20 protein-coding genes, 3 tRNA genes and 1 pseudogene are annotated in these 20,419 nt (G+C 56.3%); 19 read left to right on the top strand and 5 right to left on the bottom strand.

Going from position 1 to position 20,419, the window contains the following annotated elements:
- Positions 1-50 precede the first annotated feature (50 nt).
- From rsmC to F9C28_RS01070, 4 genes are all read left to right on the top strand, one after another.
- Positions 51-1,079: a 16S rRNA (guanine(1207)-N(2))-methyltransferase RsmC gene (rsmC, locus tag F9C28_RS01055; protein ID WP_199013241.1), complete on the top strand. Its 1,029-nt coding sequence runs from the start codon at positions 51-53 to the stop codon at positions 1,077-1,079.
- A gap of 128 nt (positions 1,080-1,207) precedes the next feature.
- Positions 1,208-1,294 (top strand) — tRNA-Leu (locus F9C28_RS01060).
- Positions 1,295-1,323: 29 nt separating this feature from the next.
- A tRNA-Leu gene (locus F9C28_RS01065) sits at positions 1,324-1,410 on the top strand.
- Positions 1,411-1,436: 26 nt separating this feature from the next.
- Positions 1,437-1,523: transfer RNA gene (locus F9C28_RS01070), tRNA-Leu, on the top strand.
- 130 nt (positions 1,524-1,653) lie between these two features.
- Here F9C28_RS01070 and F9C28_RS01075 read toward each other — a convergent pair.
- Complete coding sequence (locus F9C28_RS01075) at positions 1,654-1,899, bottom strand: DUF1435 domain-containing protein (protein ID WP_199013242.1); 246 nt, start codon at positions 1,897-1,899, stop codon at positions 1,654-1,656.
- 169 nt (positions 1,900-2,068) lie between these two features.
- Between F9C28_RS01075 and fhuF the strand changes: the two genes are divergently transcribed.
- Positions 2,069-2,869 carry a siderophore-iron reductase FhuF gene (gene fhuF / locus F9C28_RS01080; protein ID WP_199013243.1) on the top strand — a complete coding sequence of 267 codons (801 nt, stop codon included), beginning with the start codon at positions 2,069-2,071 and terminating at the stop codon, positions 2,867-2,869.
- Between the two features lie 116 nt (positions 2,870-2,985).
- Complete coding sequence (locus tag F9C28_RS01085; protein ID WP_199013244.1) at positions 2,986-3,447, top strand: YbaK/EbsC family protein; 462 nt, start codon at positions 2,986-2,988, stop codon at positions 3,445-3,447.
- Here the strand turns inward: F9C28_RS01085 and F9C28_RS01090 are convergent.
- Positions 3,438-4,697 carry an MFS transporter gene (locus F9C28_RS01090; protein ID WP_199013245.1) on the bottom strand — a complete coding sequence of 420 codons (1,260 nt, stop codon included), beginning with the start codon at positions 4,695-4,697 and terminating at the stop codon, positions 3,438-3,440. The genes F9C28_RS01085 and F9C28_RS01090 overlap by 10 nt on opposite strands.
- A 364-nt stretch (positions 4,698-5,061) precedes the next feature.
- On the opposite strand from F9C28_RS01090, the gene F9C28_RS01095 reads away from it, so the two are divergent.
- The 6 genes from F9C28_RS01095 to dnaC all read left to right on the top strand — a co-directional run bounded on the left by F9C28_RS01095 (position 5,062) and on the right by dnaC (position 8,736).
- A complete protein-coding gene (locus tag F9C28_RS01095; RefSeq protein WP_199013246.1) occupies positions 5,062-5,841 on the top strand; it encodes a threonine/serine exporter family protein in 780 nt (259 codons plus the stop codon).
- Positions 5,832-6,305 (top strand): threonine/serine exporter, encoded by a 474-nt coding sequence (locus F9C28_RS01100; protein WP_199013247.1) that lies wholly within the window; start codon positions 5,832-5,834, stop codon positions 6,303-6,305. The genes F9C28_RS01095 and F9C28_RS01100 overlap by 10 nt, the downstream gene beginning before the upstream one ends.
- Positions 6,306-6,386: 81 nt before the next feature.
- Complete coding sequence (locus F9C28_RS01105) at positions 6,387-6,815, top strand: MarR family winged helix-turn-helix transcriptional regulator (protein ID WP_199013248.1); 429 nt, start codon at positions 6,387-6,389, stop codon at positions 6,813-6,815.
- Positions 6,816-6,894: 79 nt separating this feature from the next.
- Positions 6,895-7,326, top strand: coding sequence for an organic hydroperoxide resistance protein (locus F9C28_RS01110; RefSeq protein WP_199013249.1), 432 nt, complete (start codon positions 6,895-6,897; stop codon positions 7,324-7,326).
- Between the two features lie 130 nt (positions 7,327-7,456).
- Positions 7,457-8,011 (top strand): primosomal protein DnaT, encoded by a 555-nt coding sequence (gene dnaT / locus F9C28_RS01115; RefSeq protein ID WP_199013250.1) that lies wholly within the window; start codon positions 7,457-7,459, stop codon positions 8,009-8,011.
- Complete coding sequence (dnaC, locus tag F9C28_RS01120) at positions 8,008-8,736, top strand: DNA replication protein DnaC (protein WP_199013251.1); 729 nt, start codon at positions 8,008-8,010, stop codon at positions 8,734-8,736. The genes dnaT and dnaC overlap by 4 nt, the downstream gene beginning before the upstream one ends.
- Before the next feature lie 86 nt (positions 8,737-8,822).
- Here the strand turns inward: dnaC and opgB are convergent, their stop codons facing one another.
- From opgB to hpaR, 3 genes are all read right to left on the bottom strand, one after another.
- Positions 8,823-11,114, bottom strand: coding sequence for a phosphatidylglycerol--membrane-oligosaccharide glycerophosphotransferase (opgB, locus tag F9C28_RS01125; RefSeq protein ID WP_199013252.1), 2,292 nt, complete (start codon positions 11,112-11,114; stop codon positions 8,823-8,825).
- Between the two features lie 381 nt (positions 11,115-11,495).
- A complete protein-coding gene (locus tag F9C28_RS01130) occupies positions 11,496-12,008 on the bottom strand; it encodes a DUF2501 domain-containing protein (protein WP_199013253.1) in 513 nt (170 codons plus the stop codon).
- A gap of 310 nt (positions 12,009-12,318) precedes the next feature.
- Positions 12,319-12,762: a homoprotocatechuate degradation operon regulator HpaR gene (gene hpaR, locus F9C28_RS01135; protein WP_199013254.1), complete on the bottom strand. Its 444-nt coding sequence runs from the start codon at positions 12,760-12,762 to the stop codon at positions 12,319-12,321.
- Positions 12,763-13,082: 320 nt separating this feature from the next.
- Here hpaR and F9C28_RS20435 point away from each other — a divergent pair.
- From F9C28_RS20435 to hpaX, 7 genes and pseudogenes are all read left to right on the top strand, one after another.
- Positions 13,083-14,476, top strand: a pseudogene (locus F9C28_RS20435) (fumarylacetoacetate hydrolase family protein).
- Positions 14,473-15,939 carry a 5-carboxymethyl-2-hydroxymuconate semialdehyde dehydrogenase gene (gene hpaE / locus F9C28_RS01150; protein WP_199013257.1) on the top strand — a complete coding sequence of 489 codons (1,467 nt, stop codon included), beginning with the start codon at positions 14,473-14,475 and terminating at the stop codon, positions 15,937-15,939. The pseudogene F9C28_RS20435 and the gene hpaE overlap by 4 nt, the downstream one beginning before the upstream one ends.
- A gap of 72 nt (positions 15,940-16,011) precedes the next feature.
- A complete protein-coding gene (gene hpaD, locus F9C28_RS01155; RefSeq protein WP_199013258.1) occupies positions 16,012-16,869 on the top strand; it encodes a 3,4-dihydroxyphenylacetate 2,3-dioxygenase in 858 nt (285 codons plus the stop codon).
- Positions 16,870-16,878: 9 nt separating this feature from the next.
- Positions 16,879-17,259 carry a 5-carboxymethyl-2-hydroxymuconate Delta-isomerase gene (locus F9C28_RS01160; RefSeq protein WP_199013259.1) on the top strand — a complete coding sequence of 127 codons (381 nt, stop codon included), beginning with the start codon at positions 16,879-16,881 and terminating at the stop codon, positions 17,257-17,259.
- Positions 17,260-17,397: 138 nt separating this feature from the next.
- A complete protein-coding gene (gene hpaH, locus F9C28_RS01165; RefSeq protein ID WP_199013260.1) occupies positions 17,398-18,201 on the top strand; it encodes a 2-oxo-hept-4-ene-1,7-dioate hydratase in 804 nt (267 codons plus the stop codon).
- Between the two features lie 10 nt (positions 18,202-18,211).
- The gene (gene hpaI / locus F9C28_RS01170) at positions 18,212-19,012 is read left to right on the top strand and encodes a 4-hydroxy-2-oxoheptanedioate aldolase (RefSeq protein ID WP_199013261.1); all 801 of its coding nucleotides are present in this window, start codon (positions 18,212-18,214) and stop codon (positions 19,010-19,012) included.
- Between the two features lie 21 nt (positions 19,013-19,033).
- On the top strand, positions 19,034-20,410 hold the full coding sequence (gene hpaX / locus F9C28_RS01175; protein ID WP_199013262.1) for a 4-hydroxyphenylacetate permease: 1,377 nt from the start codon (positions 19,034-19,036) through the stop codon (positions 20,408-20,410).
- Positions 20,411-20,419: the final 9 nt, after the last annotated feature.

The raw sequence follows: 20,419 nt of genomic DNA on the forward strand, positions 1-20,419 counted from the left end.
GCGCGGTGCTTCGGTATATAATCGCCGCTTACCGAAAAAAGGAGTAATGAATGTCTGCTTATACCCCGGCAAGTGAAGTCTTGCTGCGCCACAGTGATGATTTCGAGCAAAGCCGCGTTCTGTTTGCCGGAGATTTGCAGGATGACCTGCCTGCGCGTTTCACCTCAGCACAAAATCGTGCCTGTACTCAGCAGTACCACCACTGGCAGAACCTGTCTGCCATCATGGGTGATGCGGCCTACTTCGGGCTCACCGCTGATGCCGCGGCCGTTGGCGACAGCGACACACTGATCTACTACTGGCCGAAGAACAAACCTGAAGCCCATTTCCAGTTGATGAACCTGCTGTCTTTATTACCGGTTGGCAGCGATATTTTCGTCGTGGGGGAGAACCGTAGCGGGGTCCGCAGTGCCGAACAGATGCTGGCTGAATTTGCCCCGCTGAACAAAGTGGATAGCGCCCGCCGCTGTGGCCTGTATTACGGCAAGCTGGAAAAACAGCCGGCATTCGACGCCGACGCCTGGTGGGGCGAGTACCACACCAACGGTCTGACCATCAAAACCTTACCCGGGGTCTTTAGCCGCGATGGGCTGGATGTCGGCAGCCAACTGCTGCTATCCACCCTCAGCGCCCATACCAAAGGCAAAGTGCTGGATGTCGGCTGCGGCACCGGCGTGCTGGCCGTTAGCCTGGCCAGCCACTCCCCGAAAGTACGCCTGACCCTGAGCGATGTTTCCGCCCCCGCGGTTGAGGCCAGCAAAGCGACACTCGCCGCCAATGGTATCGAAGGCGAGGTGGTCGCCAGCAATGTCTATTCCGGCATTAGCGGCCGTTTCGATATGATTATCTCCAACCCGCCGTTCCATGATGGCCTGCAAACCAGTCTGGATGCTGCCCAAACCCTGATCCGCGGCGCCATTCGCCATCTCAATATTGGCGGTGAACTGCGTATTGTGGCGAATGCCTTCCTGCCTTACCCAAATATTCTGGATGAAACGTTCGGCAATCATGAAGTTATCGCTCAAACCGGCCGTTTCAAGGTCTACCGCTCCGTGATGGCCCGTAACAGCAAACGCTAAGTTCCGGGGGAAAAATGCCGCTTTTTGCAGCACTCAGAAAAGCGGCATGAAATTAACTGTTGACGCCTGCCAGAAAAGCTCTAGAATGCGCCTCCGTGGTAATGATTCTCTCTGAGAATTAATGGTACGCGAAGGTGGCGGAATTGGTAGACGCGCTAGCTTCAGGTGTTAGTGTCTTAACGGACGTGAGGGTTCAAGTCCCTCTCTTCGCACCAAAAACCACGCAAGATATCGTTCGCACTGCGCGAAGGTGGCGGAATTGGTAGACGCGCTAGCTTCAGGTGTTAGTGTCTTAACGGACGTGAGGGTTCAAGTCCCTCTCTTCGCACCAATGCGAAAGACGATATCAAAAACTGTGCGAAGGTGGCGGAATTGGTAGACGCGCTAGCTTCAGGTGTTAGTGCCTTAACGGGCGTGAGGGTTCAAGTCCCTCTCTTCGCACCACTCTCTGTGAGAGTTCCTCCCCAAAATATTCTCCCTGTGATATCCCGATTGGTTTTCTTCCCTGTTCATTACTGTTATTGCCCGAAAACATCATCGCTAAAACAGCACGCTAACATCCCTGTTATCTGCGTCAGATCCCGGCTTTACCGCCAATAATGGTCAGTACCATCATAATGCCGCCCGCAAAAGTCAGGCACGACGGCAACAACATGTAGTGGCGCAAATGACGATTAAATAGCATCACTGTGGTGCTCAGCATCCCCAGTACCAGCACCACCCGCCACTGCGCCGCATTCAGCCCACACAGGGCCAATACGGCCGCCAGTACCCCAGGTACAATGATTCCCCAACCACTTCCCAATCGTTGCAGTAGCATAACGACCTCCCCAACCATCAAATGATAATCATTCTCATTATTGTATGATAGCAATTATCAATTGTCACCATCGGTGAGACATTTCATTTCCAGGAAAACATCTTGTACATCCCCGCTATCGCGGATAACATTAACAATCATTCTCATTACTATTACGGTAACGACGGCAATGGCACTGCGTACAGCATCTTCTTCTGCCCCCACTCTGCCAGGCACCGCATGGTCCGGGCCGCTCACCGTCGCCCCAGCGGATGTTGCCAGCACGCTGTACCAGAGCTTTGAGCAGCACCGCCCCTATTTTAATGAGTTTATCAACCTTGGTGGCCGCCCAGCAGAACAGCAACTCACCTTTGCCGAATGGCGCGCCCCCACCCGGCTCTACTCCCTGCTAGCCAGTTATGGCGACCATATCTATCGCAACCACCCCGGCGTGCAGCGGGAACATAAGCCGCTGAAATCACTCTGGGCACAGTGGTTTATTGGCCTGTTGATCCCGCCACTGATGATGGCATTACTCACCCAGCGCCGGGGGCTGGATATCTCGCTGTCGGGTATCGCAACCGGGTTCCATGAAACCGGCCGCGCCGCCAGCTTCTGGATTGCGGCAAAAGAAGACCCGCAACTCACCCTTCTTGGCCCCCGTGAGCGCCTGGGAACCCTGTGGATCACCACAGTGAAACCGGTGATTGATACGCTGGATGCCAGCGGCGACATCAACGGTAAACTTATCTGGAGTAATACCGGCTATCTGGTGGGATGGTTCCTCGGAGAGCTAAAACCGCTGTTGGGTGATGCGCTGGTCAGCGAATTGCGCCACAGCTGTTTCAATGAAAAAAGCCTGCTTTCGGGCGCTGACAACCCCCTGTTTCGCACGATGCTGGTCAGGGATGGGCTGTTCGTTCGCCGCACCTGCTGCCAGCGCTATCGCCTGCCCGATGTGCAACGCTGCGGCGACTGCACCCTGAAATAACCACCGGAACAATCCGGGAATTGCGTTTTTTAAGCAGTATCTCCTGCCTGGTGGTTTACAGCGCACGTCGCCTTGTGCCAGATTAGCGCAGCGTTCATCAAGAGATTAGTAAAAGCATGAGTCTGCAGTCCGTACGGCAATATTTTGCCGACAATGCCCCCGATATTGACATCATCGAACTGAAACAACCCGCCGCGACACTTTCCGGGGCAGCCGAAGCCCTGCACGTCGCCCCGGGGCAAATTGCCAAGACCCTCTCCCTGAAAGTTGAGAATGACGTCATTTTGATTGTTGCCCGGGGGGATGTACGCCTGGACAATGAAAAACTGAAGCAGACCTTCAAGGCCAGAGCGCGGATGCTGAGCAGTGATGAGGTGTTGATCTGGACGGGCCATCCGGCGACGGGTGTCTGCCCTTTTGGGCTGGAAAATCCCCTGCCGGTGTATTGTGATATTTCGCTACGTGACTTCCCGGAGGTGGTACCCGCCGCTGGCGCTGTCCATAGCGCCGTTCGTATCTCTCCTGAGCGTCTTGCCGAACTTACCGCGGCTAAATGGGTGGATGTCTGTCAACGATAAGAGTGCTGTGAACCGGCCTGGGTCCCCGGTGCTTCGCTCTTCCCGGAAATGACCATTCCCCGGGTCTCACGACCAAAGGCCACAAACACGCAAATCAGCACCGCCACAACCCCGGCAACACACGCCATTGCGAAACCATAATTTCCGTTATGGGTTTCCGCAATACGCGCCTGTAGGGTGGCATTCACCGACGCAATCAAGTTCCCCAACTGGTAAACAAAACCGGGTAGCACAGCGCGAGCATTGGATGGCACCAGCTCGTTGAGCCAGGTCGGTACCACCCCCCAGGCGCCCTGCACCATAAACTGCATCAGAAACGCTCCGAGGCCGATAGTGAATGACCCGCTAGAGAACGCCCACAGCGGCAGCACCGGCAGCGCCAGGAACGCGGCGATCATCATCGCTTTTTTACGGCCAATATGTTCCGACAACGATCCAAACAAGACCCCGCCGATCATGGCGGCAATATTGTAGCCAATGGCAATCAGGCTTACGGTATGGGGATCAAAGCCATGCTGCACCTTGAGGAAAGTTGGGTACAAGTCCTGGGTACCGTGGCTGAAGAAGTTAAAGCAGGCCATCACCACCACCAGATAGAGACACAGCTTCCAGTGGCTACGCAGTACCGGCAACAACGCCGTGCTCTCCTGGCGGGAGCGGGCCGCCAGCCATACCGGGGACTCCGGCACTTTAAAATAAATATAGGGCAGCAGCAGTACCGGCAGTGCGCCAATCAAGAACATGCCGCGCCAGCCCACGCTGCTATACAGCAGGCCAAATACAATGGACGCCAGCAGATACCCACAGGGGTAACCGGCCTGGAAAATACCGGACATCAGCCCCCGGGAGCGATCGGGAATAGTTTCCATGGCCAGCGAAGAGGCAACCCCCCAGATCCCGCCCATGGCGACCCCGTAGATCACCCGAAATAGCAGGAACGCGCCAAAGGTTGGCGACCAGGCGGAAAGTAGCTCGAAAACAGAGAACATGGCGATATTGGTCATCAGGATCGGCTTGCGGCCAAAGCGCTCCGCCAGACGGCCAAAAATCAGCGCCCCGATGGGGCGTACCGCCAGGGTTAACATAATGGCCAGCGATACCTCAGATACCGAGGTCGAAAAATTGGTGGCCAAATCACTGAGTACAAAAACCAGAATGAAAAAATCAAAAGCATCCAGCGTCCAGGCAGAAAAACTGGCAATAGCCGTATGGCGCTGCACGGGCGTCCAGGTAAGCGGTGAGAATGTCATGGGAATGTCCTTACGGTCATCGCGAACTGCGTCGCGTTCTTCGGGCACGTCAGCCAGGCAAGAAACAAGGGGTCACTTGTCGGGAGGGCGATACCACCCCTGATTAACATCGACAAGAAGTGAATGTTAATATTTTGTTTGAATCAACATTATGGCAACATTTTGTCAATAAAATGATTTCAATTTGTAATAATAGTCAGCATAATATTTCATCATTAAGTATATGAACATGCGGAAGATATTTCGCAACCGCTGAATAAACCACCAAATATTGATCCTGGCCAACTCCGCCACCGCTATAAGGTATGTTACAAAGATATCCATACATTCATTATGGTTTAGTCGCCACAAGGTAATTGCGCCTATGACGGATACCGCCACCTCCCCCCAGCGGGATGCCACCCGCCTGGCTATTCAGTGCGCGCTGTTTTTGCTGCAACATGGCGCCGAAAGCGCCCTGGTTGAAGAGTTGTCCACCCGGCTTGGTCTGGCACTGGGCATGGACGCCGTTGACAGTTCGATCTCGGCGAATGCCGTTGTGCTGACCACTATCAAAGATGGCCATTGCCTGACCACCACCCGGAAAAACAGCGATCGCGGCATCAACATGCACGTGGTCACCGAAGTGCAGCACATCGTGATTCTGGCGGAGCACCGCCTGCTGGATGCCCACCAGGTGGCCAAACGCTTTGCCCATATCAAACCCCTGCGCTATCCGCGCTGGCTCACGGTATTGATGGTTGGGCTCTCTTGCGCCTGCTTTTGCAAACTAAACAACGGCGGGTGGGACGGCGCACTGGTGACTTTTATCGCCAGTAGCCTTGCCATGTATCTGCGCCAGGTTCTGACCCAGCGCCATATGCACCCACAAATTAACTTTTGCCTGACGGCGTTTGTGGCGACCTCCGTCTCCGGCCTGCTTCTGCTGTGGGGCCCGCTGGCTAACACCTCCCCTACCGCGATGGCGGCCAGTGTTTTACTGCTGGTACCGGGCTTTCCGCTGATCAATGCCGTGGCCGATATGTTTAAGGGCCATATCAATACCGGCCTGGCCCGCTGGGCAATGGCCAGTCTGCTGACCCTGGCCACCTGTATTGGGGTGATCATGGCAATGTCATTATGGGGGCTGCACGGATGGGCATAATGATGCTGTTACTCAATCTGCTGGAAGATATGGCGCTGGCCGCCGTCCCTGCTATCGGTTTTGCGATGGTATTTAACGTGCCAATGCGCGCCCTGCCCTGGTGCGGCTTGCTGGGGGCCATTGGCCACGGATCGCGTTTTCTGATGCTCTACGCGGGCATGGACATTAAATGGAGCTCATTTTTAGCCGCTATTTTGATCGGCTGTATCGGCATTACATGGTCCCGCTGGTATCTGGCCCACCCCAAGGTATTTACCGTGGCGGCAGTTATTCCGATGTTCCCCGGTATCTCTGCTTATATGGCGATGATTGCCGCCCTGAAGCTCAGCCACTTTGGCTACAGTGAACCGCTGATGACCGCCCTGGTGAGCAATTTTCTGAAAGCATCATTTATTGTTGGTGCACTGTCCGTGGGGTTATCCCTGCCCGGGCTATGGCTTTACCGTAAACGCCCGCGAGTGTGAATAAAATGTATATAAATTTAACTTGCAATTAAATTGCGCGCGATATAAATTCACCATATTAACATTACTCAGGTATTCGTCATGTCATTGCTTCAGCTCGATAACCAGCTCTGTTTTGCGCTCTATTCCACACACCTGGCGCTTAACAAGCTGTACCGTCAATTGCTGGCGCCACTAAATCTGACCTACCCACAGTATCTGGTGATGCTGGTGTTATGGGAAAAAGACGATCTGACCGTTTCCGACATTGGCGAGCAGCTGTTTCTCGACTCTGCGACCCTGACCCCGCTACTTAAGCGCCTGGGAAACGGCGGTCTGCTCACCCGCCAGCGTTCACGCCGGGATGAGCGCCAGGTCGCCATCACCCTGACGGAACAGGGCAAAGCGCTGCGGTCGCTGGCGGAAAAAATACCTGAACAGGTGTTTTGTGCCTCGGGTTGTGATGGGTCTTCTATACTGGATCTCAAAACCCGGCTGGAGCAATTACGTGGTCATCTGAACCAAAACTGACAGTGCGGCTGTCCGTTTTTTTACCGAAAAATAAATAGCGCACTACTGTATAGCAAACAACAATACTGAGGAGTTCACCATGTCATTAGAAAAAGTCGTATATCGTGCTAAAGCTAAAGCCACTGGCGGTCGTGATGGCCGGGCCGTCTCCTCGGACGGCGTGCTGGATGTCAAACTCGGCGTGCCAAAAGAGATGGGCGGTGCAGGTGGCGAGGTAACCAACCCGGAACAACTGTTCGCCGCCGGATACTCAGCCTGTTTTCTCGGCGCCATGAAGTTTGTTGCCGGTCGTGACAAAATCGCCATCCCGAAAGACGCCTTTATTGAAGGTGAAGTGGGTATTGGCCCACTGCCAACCGGTTTTGGCATTGAAGCTGAGCTGAAGATTCATCTGCCGGGCATGGACAGCGCTGAAGCGAAAAAACTGGTCGATGCCGCGCACATCGTCTGCCCTTACTCCAATGCCACCCGTGGCAATATCGACGTAACGCTAACGATTATCACCGCCTGATCAGTCTGGCGGCAGTCACATCTGCCGCCATCCCCCTCTCCTGAGACGTACCCGGTTATGCTATGCTATGGCGAGTTTCACTGTCCGGATTTCACCGGCACAGTTCCGTATGCTGTAGTGAGAATGTGTTATGTCTTCCAGAATCCTGACTTCCGATGTAATGGGTATTGATGCGTTTCGCCAGGACCCCATCGCTGCCCTGGCCAATACCGAAAACGGTACGCTGGCGGTATTTGAAAATAACGGTCCTGCCTTTTACGCCATTACCGCTGAGCGTCTGGCCGCCCTGCTGGCCTGTGAAGAAAAGGCCAGCCAGGTTCTGACAGATGTGGCCCTGGATAACACCCTGTTTGCGGAAGACTCCGCCACGCCAGCCATGGTGCCGGTGCCTTTCGGGAAATTCGCCATGTATCCCGGCTGGCAGCCAGACGCTGACTTTCTGCGGATGGCGGCCCTGTGGGGTATCGCCCTCAGCCAGCCGGTCACCGCGCAAGAGCTGGCCTCTTTTGTCGCTTACTGGCAGGCCGAAGGTAAATTTTTCCACCACGTCCAGTGGCAGCAAAAACTGGCCCGCAGCATTCAGATTAACCGTGCAGCCAATGGCGGCAAACCCCGCCAGGATATGAATGATATTTCAGCGGTGGATTACTCTGTTACCTTACCGGGTTTCCGGGGGACGAAATGAAAGACACTCAGAATCTCTTTGCCCGCCTGAAAAAGATGATGCCCGCCGGGATCGAACCGGCATTCAAAACCAGTGAAGAGCTGATGGCCTGGCAGAAAGCACAGGGGGAACAGCGTGCGATTGCTGTCGCCCGTGAAAACCAGGCCAAGAAAATGGAACGCGCCTTTGGCCGCTCCGGCATTCGCGAGCTGCACCGCAACTGCTCATTTGATAACTACCACGCCAGCACACCGGCCCAGCAGCATATCAAAGAGGCGGCCTGGCAGTACGCCATGAATTTTGGCAAAAACATGGACAGTTTTATCTTCTTCGGCAACCCGGGGACCGGTAAAAACCACCTGGCGGCCGCGATCTGCAATGAATTGCTGATCCGCAATAAAACGGTACTGATCATCACGGTGGCCGATATTATGTCCGCCATGAAACAGACCTTCAGCAGCGATAGCCAGAAAACCGAAGAGCACCTGCTGGACGATCTCAGCACCGTGGATTTGCTGGTTATCGACGAGATCGGCGTGCAGCTGGACTCCCGCTATGAAAAGGTCATCATCAACCAGATTGTTGATCGCCGCTCTTCATCACGCCGCCCGACCGGTATGCTCACCAACCTGGATGCACCGGGCCTGGCCCGCCAGTTGGGTGAGCGGGTGGTGGACAGAATGCGCCTCGGCCATAGCCTGCTGCTGACCTTCGACTGGGAAAGTTACCGGGACCGGGTGAGCTAATTCCGCCTGGGTGTTTTGCAGTATAATGCGCAAATAAAAACCCGCTCACCGGCGGGTTTTTATTTGCCTGGCGGCGGGTCGGGTCATCAGCCACTCACCGGGACTATCTGGATATCGACCATGCCAATCCCCAGTTTCCGGGGCGCGTGGCCAAGAATATTCCCCAGATTGGTTGACTGCGGCAGCGGCGGGGTGATGGTCAGCGTGTCGCTGCCGGTCGGGTTCGAAAAGCGCAGCCGGGTGGTGGACACATTTTCCCCGAGGATCAGCGCCTGTTCGCTATCGCCCACTTTCACCGGGATCGGTTTGCCGACGTTCTGGCCAAAGGCTTTGGCGGTAATCACCAGTTCAAACTGTGCCGGTAGCGGGTCGTTATACTCAATGGTGACCGCATCGCCCAGGCGGGCATTAGACCAGCGGCCCCACTCTTCAGTACGGGAAATCCCGCTAAACGCTTTCACCCCCTGAGGGGCCCCGGGGACATTAAAGATAAAATGATCCGCCTGGTAGCGAATGTCGTTATCCCCCACTTTCAGCGCCGCAACATTCTGCTCAAAGCGCGCCATATCGACCCGATCGTTGCGTATTTTCGCTTTGCCGTGCCAGGTGGTTTTGTCCACCCGCTGCACGTTTTGCTCACCGGCTAATTGCCCCTGGCTGACACACCAGTCGGTCGACAGCGCCAGCGCCGGTTGCCAGATCCGGGCCATTTTGTAGCAACGATCGATCCAGATAAAGTCATCCCGGGGGGCAAACCCCGCCAGCTGATAGCGCAACGGTGCGGAATATTCGCTTTCCGGCAGCGGCTCGATGTGGTTATCAGACACCCGCAGTAACAGCGGCAGCTGGAAGGTCGAGCCGGAAAAGTTAATGGTTTTTTTCTCGGTATCGACGGTGAACTTGTCGATTTTGGTGGGGAATTTCCATAACCGGATAATATCCGGCTTCCAGGCCAGAACCTTCTCTTTCAGGTTAAGAAACACCGTGGAGAGCGACTCACCAGACAGGGTACTGCGCCCCAGGCCAAGGAAGTTGTCCCCACCCAGCATATCCAGCACCGTGGCGCCGTTATCCATCGAGTTACGCCTGGTGGCGATCACCTCTTGCCGGGGATCATCCCCGCGGATCACAAAGAACAGGTTATTGCGATCGTGCTGATTAAGCTGCTTCCACGCGGTGTTATTCATCGCCAAATGGTCGGAAGAGACCACAATAATGGTGTCTTTAAACCAGGGGGATGCTTTAATTTTGTTGATCAGCGCGGCGATATGCTGCTGGCTACAAGTTACCGCACTGAACGACGGGTTCTCTTTGCCCCCCACCTCGTAACGATTGCGGGTACAGGTCCGGGAAACAAAACCGTCCGGGTGGTGGGTATCCACCGTCAGCGTAAACAGCGAGAAGCGCTGCCCGGAGCGGGAGAGTTCCTGATAAGTCTGCCACACCTGATCCAGCACCGTATCGTCATACAGCCCCCAGTCGTTCATATAGTGGGGATCAGCCAGTGCCCCTTTCAGCTCCTGGGAACCATACAAGTGGTCAAAACCGTGGGACTTCAGGAAGACATCTTTCCCGGCAAACCGCAGATTCGCCCCCTGGATAAAATAGTTTTGGTAACCGGAGTTTTTCAGGATATCCCCGAGGCACAGATTCTGCGGAAAGAAGCTGGAAACCGACGACGATGCATTGCCCTCAAACGGGGCAAACAGCGGTATCCCGCACTGGGATGCCACCATCCCGGCAATGGTGTAATCGGTCCCCGGTAACTGGCCGGTGTGGCTAAAATCCAGCGACTGGCGCTTGAGCGCCCCCAGTTCCGGGGTTAGCCCCGGAAAGGCCGCATCATCAAAATAGGTGCGCTCCAGGCTCTCGCCATAGATATAAACCAGATTGTATTTGGGGTTGGCTATCTGTTTGCCGGGCACTTTGTAATAGACCCCGAAATCGGGATCGCCGGGACGGCTCTGGGATTTGACCAGTTCCGTCAACTGAGTGAACGCCGGGCTGGCATCCACCGATGCCAGGCCCAGTGCCAGCGCCAGCAGGCTATAACCAAAATGATGGGGGTGGTGCCGGCGGCGGCGCAACACCCAGCCAAGAATGCCAAAGATAGCCACCAGCGCCAGACCAATCCCGACCCCGGGCAGCACATATTTCCCCATGCCCGCCCCGGTCAGGCTATTGGTCAGGGTGTAGAGCACCGCGTCGTTAATCCCCTCGCCGGTAAAGTAATTACTGGCAAGGAGCGTGATATTCAGAATGATAAAAAAGCCGAGTACGGCCAGGGTAGCAATAAACCACCAGGTATTACGCCCGGCTTTCAGCGCATACAATCCCGCCGATGCCAGAAACAACACAATGGAGAACAGCTCAGACACAGAAACCCCTTTGGGCGCCAGAGTGATATTAAAATTTGCCGTCTACTGTAATCAGGATGTCATAACGCTGCAATTTTAGTGTCAAATTACGCGATCGGTATTCAGAAAAGGTTGATAAAGGATTGATTCTTACAAAGCGGAAAGTGCAGCGTAGCCGCATGCTCCCCCGGTAAGTACCGGAAAACAGCGTAAAATTAGCATGGCAGAGTCAGAGCGGTGATTTATCGCACTCAGGAGTGGCTGAGCAGGGCGTTATCAGGCCAGGAGAACGTCGTGAAGCGCAAAAAAAGAGCGGGGGGAAATAATCCAGCGCGGCATAAAAGCCGGCCCAGTGGCCGGCCGGTACGCACTCGCGGCGTGATAACACTATACCGCGGGACCTCAAGAGAGGAATTTAGCACCCTGTTTCAGGACCAGATCACAGGCTTTGGTTTTCACTTTTTTGCCCAGATCGGTATTACCCAGGGTGGTCAGGTTAATCTGTTTACCGTTGGCGGCATCCAGCAGACCCTGCAGACCCTGTTGGTAATCGGTTTGCTGATCCTGAGTCGCTGTTGTGGTGGATGCGGTGCTGCCGAGGCCCAGTTTGCTCATCAGCTGATCTTTAATGCTGTCGGCACCGGTAGCAGAAACCAGTTTCTGTTTGGCGCAGTAGCCCAGGATACCTGTCGCGTTACTGATAGTGCTGGAGCTCAGCGTATTGCTACCCCCAGCCAGCAGGCTGGTCAGAGAAGAAAGTGCGCTGCCGCCCTGAGCGGATGTGGCAGTGGTGTTGCTGCTCGCCAGGGAGCTGGCTGCGCTGGACAGGTCCTGCAATGTCACAGCAAAGGCATTCCCGGTGAACAACATCGTGGCAACCGTGGCCACGCAGACAAGGCGTTTAGTAGCTTTCATGAGTGTTTCTCTTCTTAACAACAGGATCAATCCGGTGTCTTCAGTGATACCTGAACCCTTCAGGTATTTGCACCAGCGGGGGCCAGCATATTCCACTGCATCTTTACAATCTTGTCCCGGATGCGATAAACCCGCAGTTCAGGATTTTTCCTGGCATTTTTCAGGGTTATTCCCCCATCCCCGGAAATACAAGACGCCTGGCCACTGAAAGTGTCAAAGAAGAAAGTGCATGCGGTAGCGCCGAAGCGTAACTATCAAATACTAAACAGATACTCAACAGATACCGCCCCTGCCGCCAGCCGTGGCGCGGTTACCCGGCCATATCATCACGGCCCTGATGGCGTTTGCCCATGGCAATAAACTCTTCCAGCAGGCCCGTTAGCTGGCTCAGCTTCTCGGGGGTAAATTCCGCCTCTAACTGCCGGTACACCTCTTCCACCTCAATCTGTGCCCGCTGGTATAACCCCTCCCCCTGGGGGGTGAGCGAGACATACAGTTTGCGCTGATCGTTAACCGGCTTCAAACGCAGCACCAGGCCATCACGCTCCATACGGGTCAAGATCCCGGTGAGGCTGGGCCGCAGGATACAGGTCTGAAAAGCCAGCTCGTGAAAATCCATTGAGGGGTGCTCAGCCAGTACCCGCACAATACGCCACTGTTGTTCAGTCAGATGATGGCGCTTCACGATTGGGCGAAAGTACCCCATCGCCGTCTCGCGGGCCTGCAACAGCGCAATGGTTACGGACTCATGCATTCAGGTTACCTCCTCACAAACACCGGCCGATCATAACAACACCTTTCGGGGCCAAAAAGCAAATTCATTAATAAGTGAATAATTTTATAAACACCTATTGTCAGCGACAATAAAAACTCATGGCAAACAATAACATGAAAAAATTAAATTATTAATTTATTGATTTCAAAGTAAGTTAACCCCTAAATGTGAATTTATTGTTAATTGCATCACAAATTCTTCACTTCAAGTTGCCAGAAAGAAAACGGAAGCTTAAAACAGAGATCATTAATATATTAATGAATCATCGCACTCAGTGATTCAGGCTATAAGGAGTGGTCATGAAAGACACCGTTTTTGCCATTGCGTTAAACCATCAAAGCCAACTGGATGCCTGGGCTCAGGCATTTCAGGACGCCCCGTATAAAACCCCGCCGCGCACCCCGGTCTGGTTTATCAAACCGCGTAACACCGTCGCAGCCAGCGGCGACACCATCGGCTACCCGGCCGGTGAGCAGGTGCAAAGCGGCGGCACTGTGGCGCTGGTGATCGGCAAAATCGCCCGCAAGGTCCGCCCACAAGATGCCGCCGGGTACATTGCCGGGTATGCGCTGGCGAATGAGCTGAGCCTGCCGGAAACCAGCTTCTACCGCCCGGCTATCCAGGCGAAATGCCGTGACGGCTTCTGCCCACTGGGCCCGCTGGTCCGCGAGGCGGACATCCACAACCTGACCATCATTACCGAGATTAACGGCCGCCAGGCAGATGCCTGGAACACCGCCGATCTGGCGCGCGACGCAGGCCAGATCCTCAGCGCCCTGAGCGACTTCGCCACCCTCCAGCCTGGGGATGTGATCTTACTTGGCACCCCACACCAGCGGGTCACCCTGCATCCGGGGGATCAGGTACGCATTCTGGCCGCGGGCTTCCCGGCACTGGAAAACACCCTGCAGGCTGAAGGAGAAAGCGCATGAAACAGGCTCGTATTCGCTACCAGGGCCAGGATCTGGCCGTTACTGTCGATAACCAGGATCGTATCCTGCTGGCCGACGGCACCCAACTGCCTGCCGATCAGGTCACCTGGCTGCCCCCCGCCAGCGGTACCATTTTTGCCCTCGGCCTCAATTATGCGGACCACGCTACCGAGCTGGAATTTAAAGCCCCGGAAGCACCGCTGATTTTTATCAAAGCGCCCAATAGCCTGACCGGCCACCGCCAGGTGTCCGTGCGCCCGGATAATGTCGAGTACATGCATTACGAAGCCGAGCTGGTGGTGGTGATCGGCAAAGCCGCCCGCCGGGTCAGCCAGGCCGAAGCCATGGAGTATGTGGCCGGTTACACGGTCTGCAACGATTACGCCATTCGCGACTATCTCGAAAACTACTACCGGCCCAATTTACGGGTTAAGAGCCGCGACACGCTGACCCCCATCGGCCCGTGGATAGTCGATAAAGCCGCTATCCCGGATCCCCATAATCTGGCGCTGCGCACCTTCGTCAATGGAGAACTGCGCCAGCAAGGCACCACCGCCGATATGGTGTTTAACATCCCGTTTCTGATCGAATACCTGAGTGCGTTTATGACGCTCCAGCCCGGCGACATGATCGCCACCGGCACGCCAAAAGGGCTGTCCGATGTGGTCCCCGGGGATGAAGTCGTGGTGGAAGTGGAAGGCGTTGGCCGCCTGGTAAACCACATTATCAGCGAACAGTATTACGAGGAGAGCCTGAAATGAAAACCATCAACCACTGGATCAACGGCAAAAACGTTCGCAGCAGCGACTACTTCCAGACCACCAACCCCGCCACCGGCGAGGTGCTGGCGGAAGTGGCCTCCGGCGGCGAGGCGGAAATTAATCAGGCAGTGGCCGCGGCAAAAGAGGCCTTCCCGAAATGGGCCAACCTGCCGATGAAAGAACGCGCCCGGCTGATGCGCAAACTCGGTGAGTTGATCGACGAAAACGTGCCGGATATCGCCGCCATGGAAACCGCCGATACCGGCCTGCCTATTCATCAGACCAAAAATGTCCTGATCCCGCGGGCCTCACACAACTTCGAGTTTTTCGCGGAAGTGTGCCAGCAGATGAACGGCAAAACCTACCCGGTGGATGACAAAATGCTCAACTACACCCTGGTGCAGCCGGTGGGTGTCTGTGCGCTGGTCTCCCCGTGGAACGTGCCGTTTATGACCGCCACCTGGAAAGTGGCCCCCTGCCTGGCCCTGGGGAATACCGCGGTACTGAAAATGTCTGAGCTCTCCCCGCTGAGCGCCGATCGCCTGGGGGAACTGGCCCTGGAAGCGGGCATTCCGGCCGGGGTGCTTAACGTGGTGCAGGGCTATGGCGCCACCGCCGGTGATGCCCTGGTGCGCCACCAGGATATCCGCGCGGTCTCCTTTACCGGCGGCACCGCCACCGGACGGCGCATTATGCAAAGCGCCGGGCTGAAAAAGTACTCGATGGAACTGGGGGGGAAATCCCCGGTACTGGTCTTCGAAGACGCCGATATTGAGCGGGCGCTGGATGCCGCCCTGTTTACCATCTTCTCGATTAACGGCGAACGCTGCACCGCCGGTTCACGTATTTTTATCCAGCAGAGCATTTACCCGGAGTTCGTGCGCCGTTTTGCCGAGCGCGCTAACCGCCTGCGGGTTGGCGACCCGACCGATCCTGGCACCCAGGTGGGGGCGCTGATCAGCCAACAGCACTGGGAAAAAGTCTCTGGCTATATCCGCCTCGGCATTGAAGAAGGCGCCACCCTGCTGGCGGGCGGACCGGATAAACCCACCGATCTCCCGGCCCACCTGAAAGGCGGCAACTTCCTGCGCCCCACCGTTCTGGCGGATGTCGACAACCGGATGCGCGTGGCCCAGGAAGAGATCTTTGGCCCGGTGGCCTGCCTGCTGCCGTTTAAAGATGAAGCTGAAGGCCTGCGCCTGGCGAACGACGTGGAATACGGCCTCGCCTCGTATATCTGGACCCAGGATATCAGCAAAGTGCTGCGCCTCGCCCGGGGTATCGAAGCGGGCATGGTGTTTGTCAACACCCAGAACGTCCGCGATCTACGCCAGCCGTTTGGCGGGGTGAAAGCCTCAGGTACCGGCCGCGAAGGTGGGGAATACAGTTTCGAGGTATTCGCGGAGATGAAAAACGTCTGTATCTCCATGGGGGATCACCCGATCCCGAAATGGGGCGTCTGACCCCACAGGCACGTGCCGCCACTATTGCGGCACGTCTACACAGCCACGTTGTCATTACAGTAGGGAAATACGATGGGAAAATTAGCCTTAGCCGCCAAAGTCACCCACGTGCCGTCGATGTACTTGTCGGAACTGCCGGGGAAACACCACGGTTGCCGCCAGGCGGCCATTGATGGCCATAAAGAGATAAGCCGCCGCTGCCGCGAGCTGGGGGTCGATACCATTGTGGTGTTTGATACCCACTGGCTGGTCAACAGCGCCTACCACATCAACTGTAACGACCACTTCCAGGGGGTGTATACCAGCCACGAACTGCCGCACTTTATTCGCGATATGGCCTACGACTATGACGGCAACCCGGTGCTGGGTAACCTGATTGCGCAAGAAGCGCGCCATGAAGGGGTTCGCGCCCAGGCCCACGCCATCTCAACCCTGACCCTGGAATACGGCACCCTGGTGCCGATGCGCTACATGAACAGCGACCGCCACTTCAAAGTGGTGTCGATTTCCGCCTTCTGCACAGTCCATGATTTTGCCGACAGCCGCCGGATGGGTGAAGCAGTACGCCGGGCCATCGAAAAATATGATGGCACCGTGGCGGTGCTGGCCAGCGGCTCACTCTCCCACCGCTTTATTGACGATCAGCGGGCGGAGCAAGGCATGAACGCCTGGACCCGGGAATTTGACGAACAGATGGACTACCGGGTGGTCAAGCTGTGGCGGGAGGGTAAATTCGCCGAGTTCTGCCGCATGCTGCCGGAATACGCCGATTACTGCTACGGCGAAGGCAATATGCACGACACCGTGATGCTGCTCGGGCTGATGGGCTGGGACCAGTACCAGGGCAAGGTGGAGTTTATTACTGACCTGTTCCCCAGCTCCGGCACCGGCCAGGTGAACGCCGTTTTCCCCTTAGCCGAAAGCGCCTGAGGAGCTGCTATGCCGCATTTTTACGCTGAATGTACTGAAAATATCCGCCAGCAGGCAGAACTGCCGGCGCTGTTTGCCAAAGTGAACAGTGCCCTGGCCGCAACCGGCGTCTTCCCGCTGGGGGGGATCCGCAGCCGGGCCATCTGGCTGGATACCTGGCAAATGGCCGACGGCGAGCAGGATTATGCTTTTGTGCATATGACCCTGAAAATTGGTGCCGGACGCAGCCTCGAAAGCCGCCAGCAGGTCAGTGAAATGCTGTTCGCCTTGATCAAGGAACACTTCGCCGCCCTGATGGACAGCCGCTATCTGGCCCTGTCATTTACCCTTGAGGAGTTACACCCCACGCTGAACTACAAGCAAAACAACGTTCATGCGCTATTCACGTAATTTCACCACCTTTTAATAGTATTTACTCTATTTTCCCGGCAGTTTACTGCCGGGGCGGGTGCCGCTACGCCTGGAATCGGCAGGAGAGCGGCACAAAGCAGACGTTAATCCGCCACTGACTGGCTACAGGAATGTCGTATGTTAGCTAAAGAGACCCATACCCTGATCGCGCAGAGCCTGCACCGGGCAGAACAAACCCGCGAACAGATCCCGCAGATCTCCCGGCAGTACCCGGAGATAACCATTGAAGATGCCTACGCTGTACAGCGTGAATGGGTCGCATTGAAAATTGCCGAAGGGCGGGTGCTAAAAGGGCACAAAATCGGCCTGACGTCCCGGGCGATGCAGCTCAGCTCGCAAATTACTGAGCCGGACTACGGCGCCCTGCTGGACGATATGTTCTTCCACGATGGCAGCGATATCCCCACTGACCGGTTTATCGTGCCGCGTATTGAAGTGGAACTGGCCTTTGTACTGGCTAAACCACTGCGCGGGCCGAACTGCACCCTGTTTGATGTCTATAACGCCACTGACTATGTGATCCCGGCCCTTGAACTGATCGACGCCCGCTGCCCGAATATTGATCCGCTCAGCGGCAAGCCCCGTAAAGTGTTCGACACCATTTCCGATAACGCCGCCAATGCCGGGGTGATCCTCGGTGGCCGGCCGATCCGCCCCGATGCGCTGGATCTGCGCTGGATCTCTGCCCTGCTGTACCGCAACGGGGTTATCGAAGAGACCGGCGTTGCCGCCGGGGTGCTCAACCACCCGGCCAACGGCGTGGCCTGGCTGGCCAATAAACTCTCCGCTTATGACGTCCAGTTAGAAGCCGGGCAGATCATTCTCGGCGGCTCCTTTACCCGCCCGGTGCCGGCCAGTAAAGGGGACACCTTCCACGTTGACTACGGCGACATGGGTTCCATCAGTTGCCGCTTTGTCTAGGAGACCTGCAATGACATTAACCAACCATTTTAAAGCTGCCCTGAAAGCACAACAGCCGCAAATCGGCCTGTGGCTGGGGCTATGTAGCGGCTACAGCGCGGAACTGCTGGCCGGTGCCGGGTTTGACTGGCTGCTGATCGATGGCGAACATGCCCCGAACGATGTCCAGAGCGTGCTGCACCAGCTCCAGGCTATTGCCCCGTACCCCAGCCACCCCGTGGTGCGCCCCGCCTGGAACGATGCGGTGCAGATCAAACAACTGCTGGATATTGGCACCCAGACTCTGCTGGTGCCGATGGTGCAAAACGCCGAACAGGCGCGCCAGGCGGTACTGGCAACCCGTTACCCGCCAGCGGGGATTCGCGGGGTGGGTAGCGCCCTGGCCCGGGCATCACGCTGGAACCGTATTCCGGGTTACCTGCAACAGGCCAACGACGAAATGTGCGTGCTGGTACAGATAGAAACCCGGGAAGCGGTCAGTAATCTGGCCAGTATCCTGGATGTCGAGGGGGTGGACGGGGTATTTATCGGCCCGGCAGATCTCAGTGCCGACATGGGTTACGCCGGTAATCCGCACCATCCGGACGTCAAAGCCGCCATTGAGCAGGCGATTGTCCAGATCCGCGCGGCCGGTAAAGCGCCGGGGATCTTAATGGCCGATCCGGCGGCGGCGGCCCGTTATCTGGAACTGGGGGCGCTGTTTGTGGCGGTGGGGGTGGATACCACGCTGCTGGCCCGCAGTGCCGAAGCCCTGGCCGCCAGTTTTAAACACACCCAGCCCGCCACCGGCACACACCCCGGCGTTTACTGATACGCGTACAGGAAGAAAACCATGAGCGATACCTCACCTGCGGTACCGGGTACACAAAACCCGGCCCGTCAGCACCCGACGCTGACGGCTCAACAACAATCAGTGATCAATAAGCTGTTTCGCCGTCTGGTTGTGTTTTTGTTCGTGCTGTTTATTTTCTCATTCCTTGACCGTATTAACATCGGCTTTGCCGGGCTGACCATGGGGCAAGATTTAGGGCTGAGCGCCACCATGTTTGGTATGGCGACCACCCTGTTTTACGCCACCTATGTGATGTTTGGTATCCCCAGCAATATCATGCTGGGGATCGTCGGCGCCCGGCGCTGGATAGCCACGATTATGGTGCTGTGGGGGCTGGCCTCCACCGCCACCATGTTCGCCACCGGGCCCACCAGCCTGTACGTGTTACGGATGCTGGTGGGGATCACCGAAGCCGGTTTCCTGCCGGGAATTTTGCTGTATTTGACTTACTGGTTCCCGGCCTATTTCCGCGCCCGGGCCAATGCGCTGTTTATGATAGCCATGCCGGTCACCACCGCCCTCGGGTCGATTGTGTCCGGCTATATCCTCTCTCTGGACGGGGTGCTCAACCTGCACGGCTGGCAGTGGCTGTTCCTACTGGAGGGGTTTCCGTCGGTTATCCTCGGGGTCATCGTCTGGTTTTATCTGGTGGATTCACCAGATAACGCCCGCTGGCTGACCCGTGAAGACAAGCAGTGCCTGAAAGCGATGATGCAACAGGATCAGTTATCGCTGGTGCAGCCGGAAGGGGCCATCAGCCATAGCGCCCTGCAAAAAAGAACCCTGTGGCGCGAGATTTTTACCCCCATCGTGCTGCTGTATACCCTGGCCTACTTCTGCCTGACCAACACCCTCAGCGCCGTCAGCATCTGGACCCCGCAAATCCTGAAAAGCTTTAACGCGGACAGCAGCAATATCACCATTGGCCTGCTGGCGGCTATCCCGCAGATCTGTACCATTGCCGGGATGATCTGGTGGAGCCGCCACTCCGATCGTTATCAGGAGCGTAAGCACCATACCGCCCTGCCGTTTCTGTTTGCCGCCGCGGGCTGGGTGCTGACCACCCTAAGCCACCACGGCCTGGTGCAGATGCTGGGGATTATCATGGCCTCCACCGGTTCGTTCAGCGCTATGGCTATCTTCTGGACCACCCCGGACCAGTCCATCAGCCTGCGGGCACGGGCCATCGCGATTGCGGTGATTAACGCCACCGGTAATATTGGCTCGGCCATGAGCCCGCTGTTTGTTGGCTGGCTAAAAGATCTTACCGGCAGTTTTAACAGCGGCCTGTACCTGATGGCCGGGTTGCTGGTGCTCGGCGCCATTGTGGTGTGGCTGATCCCGATGCCGTCATCGCGCCCCAGAGCCACCCCCTAAAACACACGC

The sequence above is a fragment of the Shimwellia pseudoproteus genome (assembly GCF_016415625.1).
Lineage (GTDB): Bacteria > Pseudomonadota > Gammaproteobacteria > Enterobacterales > Enterobacteriaceae > Shimwellia > Shimwellia pseudoproteus.

Bases quoted from the DNA above. Each gene is read 5' to 3' on its own strand.
- dnaC (WP_199013251.1), top strand. From the start codon at position 8,008: ATGAAAGACACTCAGAATCTCTTTGCCCGCCTGAAAAAGATGATGCCC.
- F9C28_RS01085 (WP_199013244.1), top strand. From the start codon at position 2,986: ATGAGTCTGCAGTCCGTACGGCAATATTTTGCCGACAATGCCCCCGAT.
- hpaE (WP_199013257.1), top strand. From the start codon at position 14,473: ATGAAAACCATCAACCACTGGATCAACGGCAAAAACGTTCGCAGCAGC.
- hpaR (WP_199013254.1), bottom strand. From the start codon at position 12,762: ATGCATGAGTCCGTAACCATTGCGCTGTTGCAGGCCCGCGAGACGGCG.
- hpaH (WP_199013260.1), top strand. From the start codon at position 17,398: ATGTTAGCTAAAGAGACCCATACCCTGATCGCGCAGAGCCTGCACCGG.
- hpaD (WP_199013258.1), top strand. From the start codon at position 16,012: ATGGGAAAATTAGCCTTAGCCGCCAAAGTCACCCACGTGCCGTCGATG.
- F9C28_RS01160 (WP_199013259.1), top strand. From the start codon at position 16,879: ATGCCGCATTTTTACGCTGAATGTACTGAAAATATCCGCCAGCAGGCA.
- fhuF (WP_199013243.1), top strand. From the start codon at position 2,069: ATGGCACTGCGTACAGCATCTTCTTCTGCCCCCACTCTGCCAGGCACC.
- hpaX (WP_199013262.1), top strand. From the start codon at position 19,034: ATGAGCGATACCTCACCTGCGGTACCGGGTACACAAAACCCGGCCCGT.
- F9C28_RS01075 (WP_199013242.1), bottom strand. From the start codon at position 1,899: ATGCTACTGCAACGATTGGGAAGTGGTTGGGGAATCATTGTACCTGGG.
- hpaI (WP_199013261.1), top strand. From the start codon at position 18,212: ATGACATTAACCAACCATTTTAAAGCTGCCCTGAAAGCACAACAGCCG.
- F9C28_RS01095 (WP_199013246.1), top strand. From the start codon at position 5,062: ATGACGGATACCGCCACCTCCCCCCAGCGGGATGCCACCCGCCTGGCT.
- F9C28_RS01130 (WP_199013253.1), bottom strand. From the start codon at position 12,008: ATGAAAGCTACTAAACGCCTTGTCTGCGTGGCCACGGTTGCCACGATG.
- F9C28_RS01100 (WP_199013247.1), top strand. From the start codon at position 5,832: ATGGGCATAATGATGCTGTTACTCAATCTGCTGGAAGATATGGCGCTG.
- dnaT (WP_199013250.1), top strand. From the start codon at position 7,457: ATGTCTTCCAGAATCCTGACTTCCGATGTAATGGGTATTGATGCGTTT.
- F9C28_RS01110 (WP_199013249.1), top strand. From the start codon at position 6,895: ATGTCATTAGAAAAAGTCGTATATCGTGCTAAAGCTAAAGCCACTGGC.
- rsmC (WP_199013241.1), top strand. From the start codon at position 51: ATGTCTGCTTATACCCCGGCAAGTGAAGTCTTGCTGCGCCACAGTGAT.
- F9C28_RS01090 (WP_199013245.1), bottom strand. From the start codon at position 4,697: ATGACATTCTCACCGCTTACCTGGACGCCCGTGCAGCGCCATACGGCT.
- F9C28_RS01105 (WP_199013248.1), top strand. From the start codon at position 6,387: ATGTCATTGCTTCAGCTCGATAACCAGCTCTGTTTTGCGCTCTATTCC.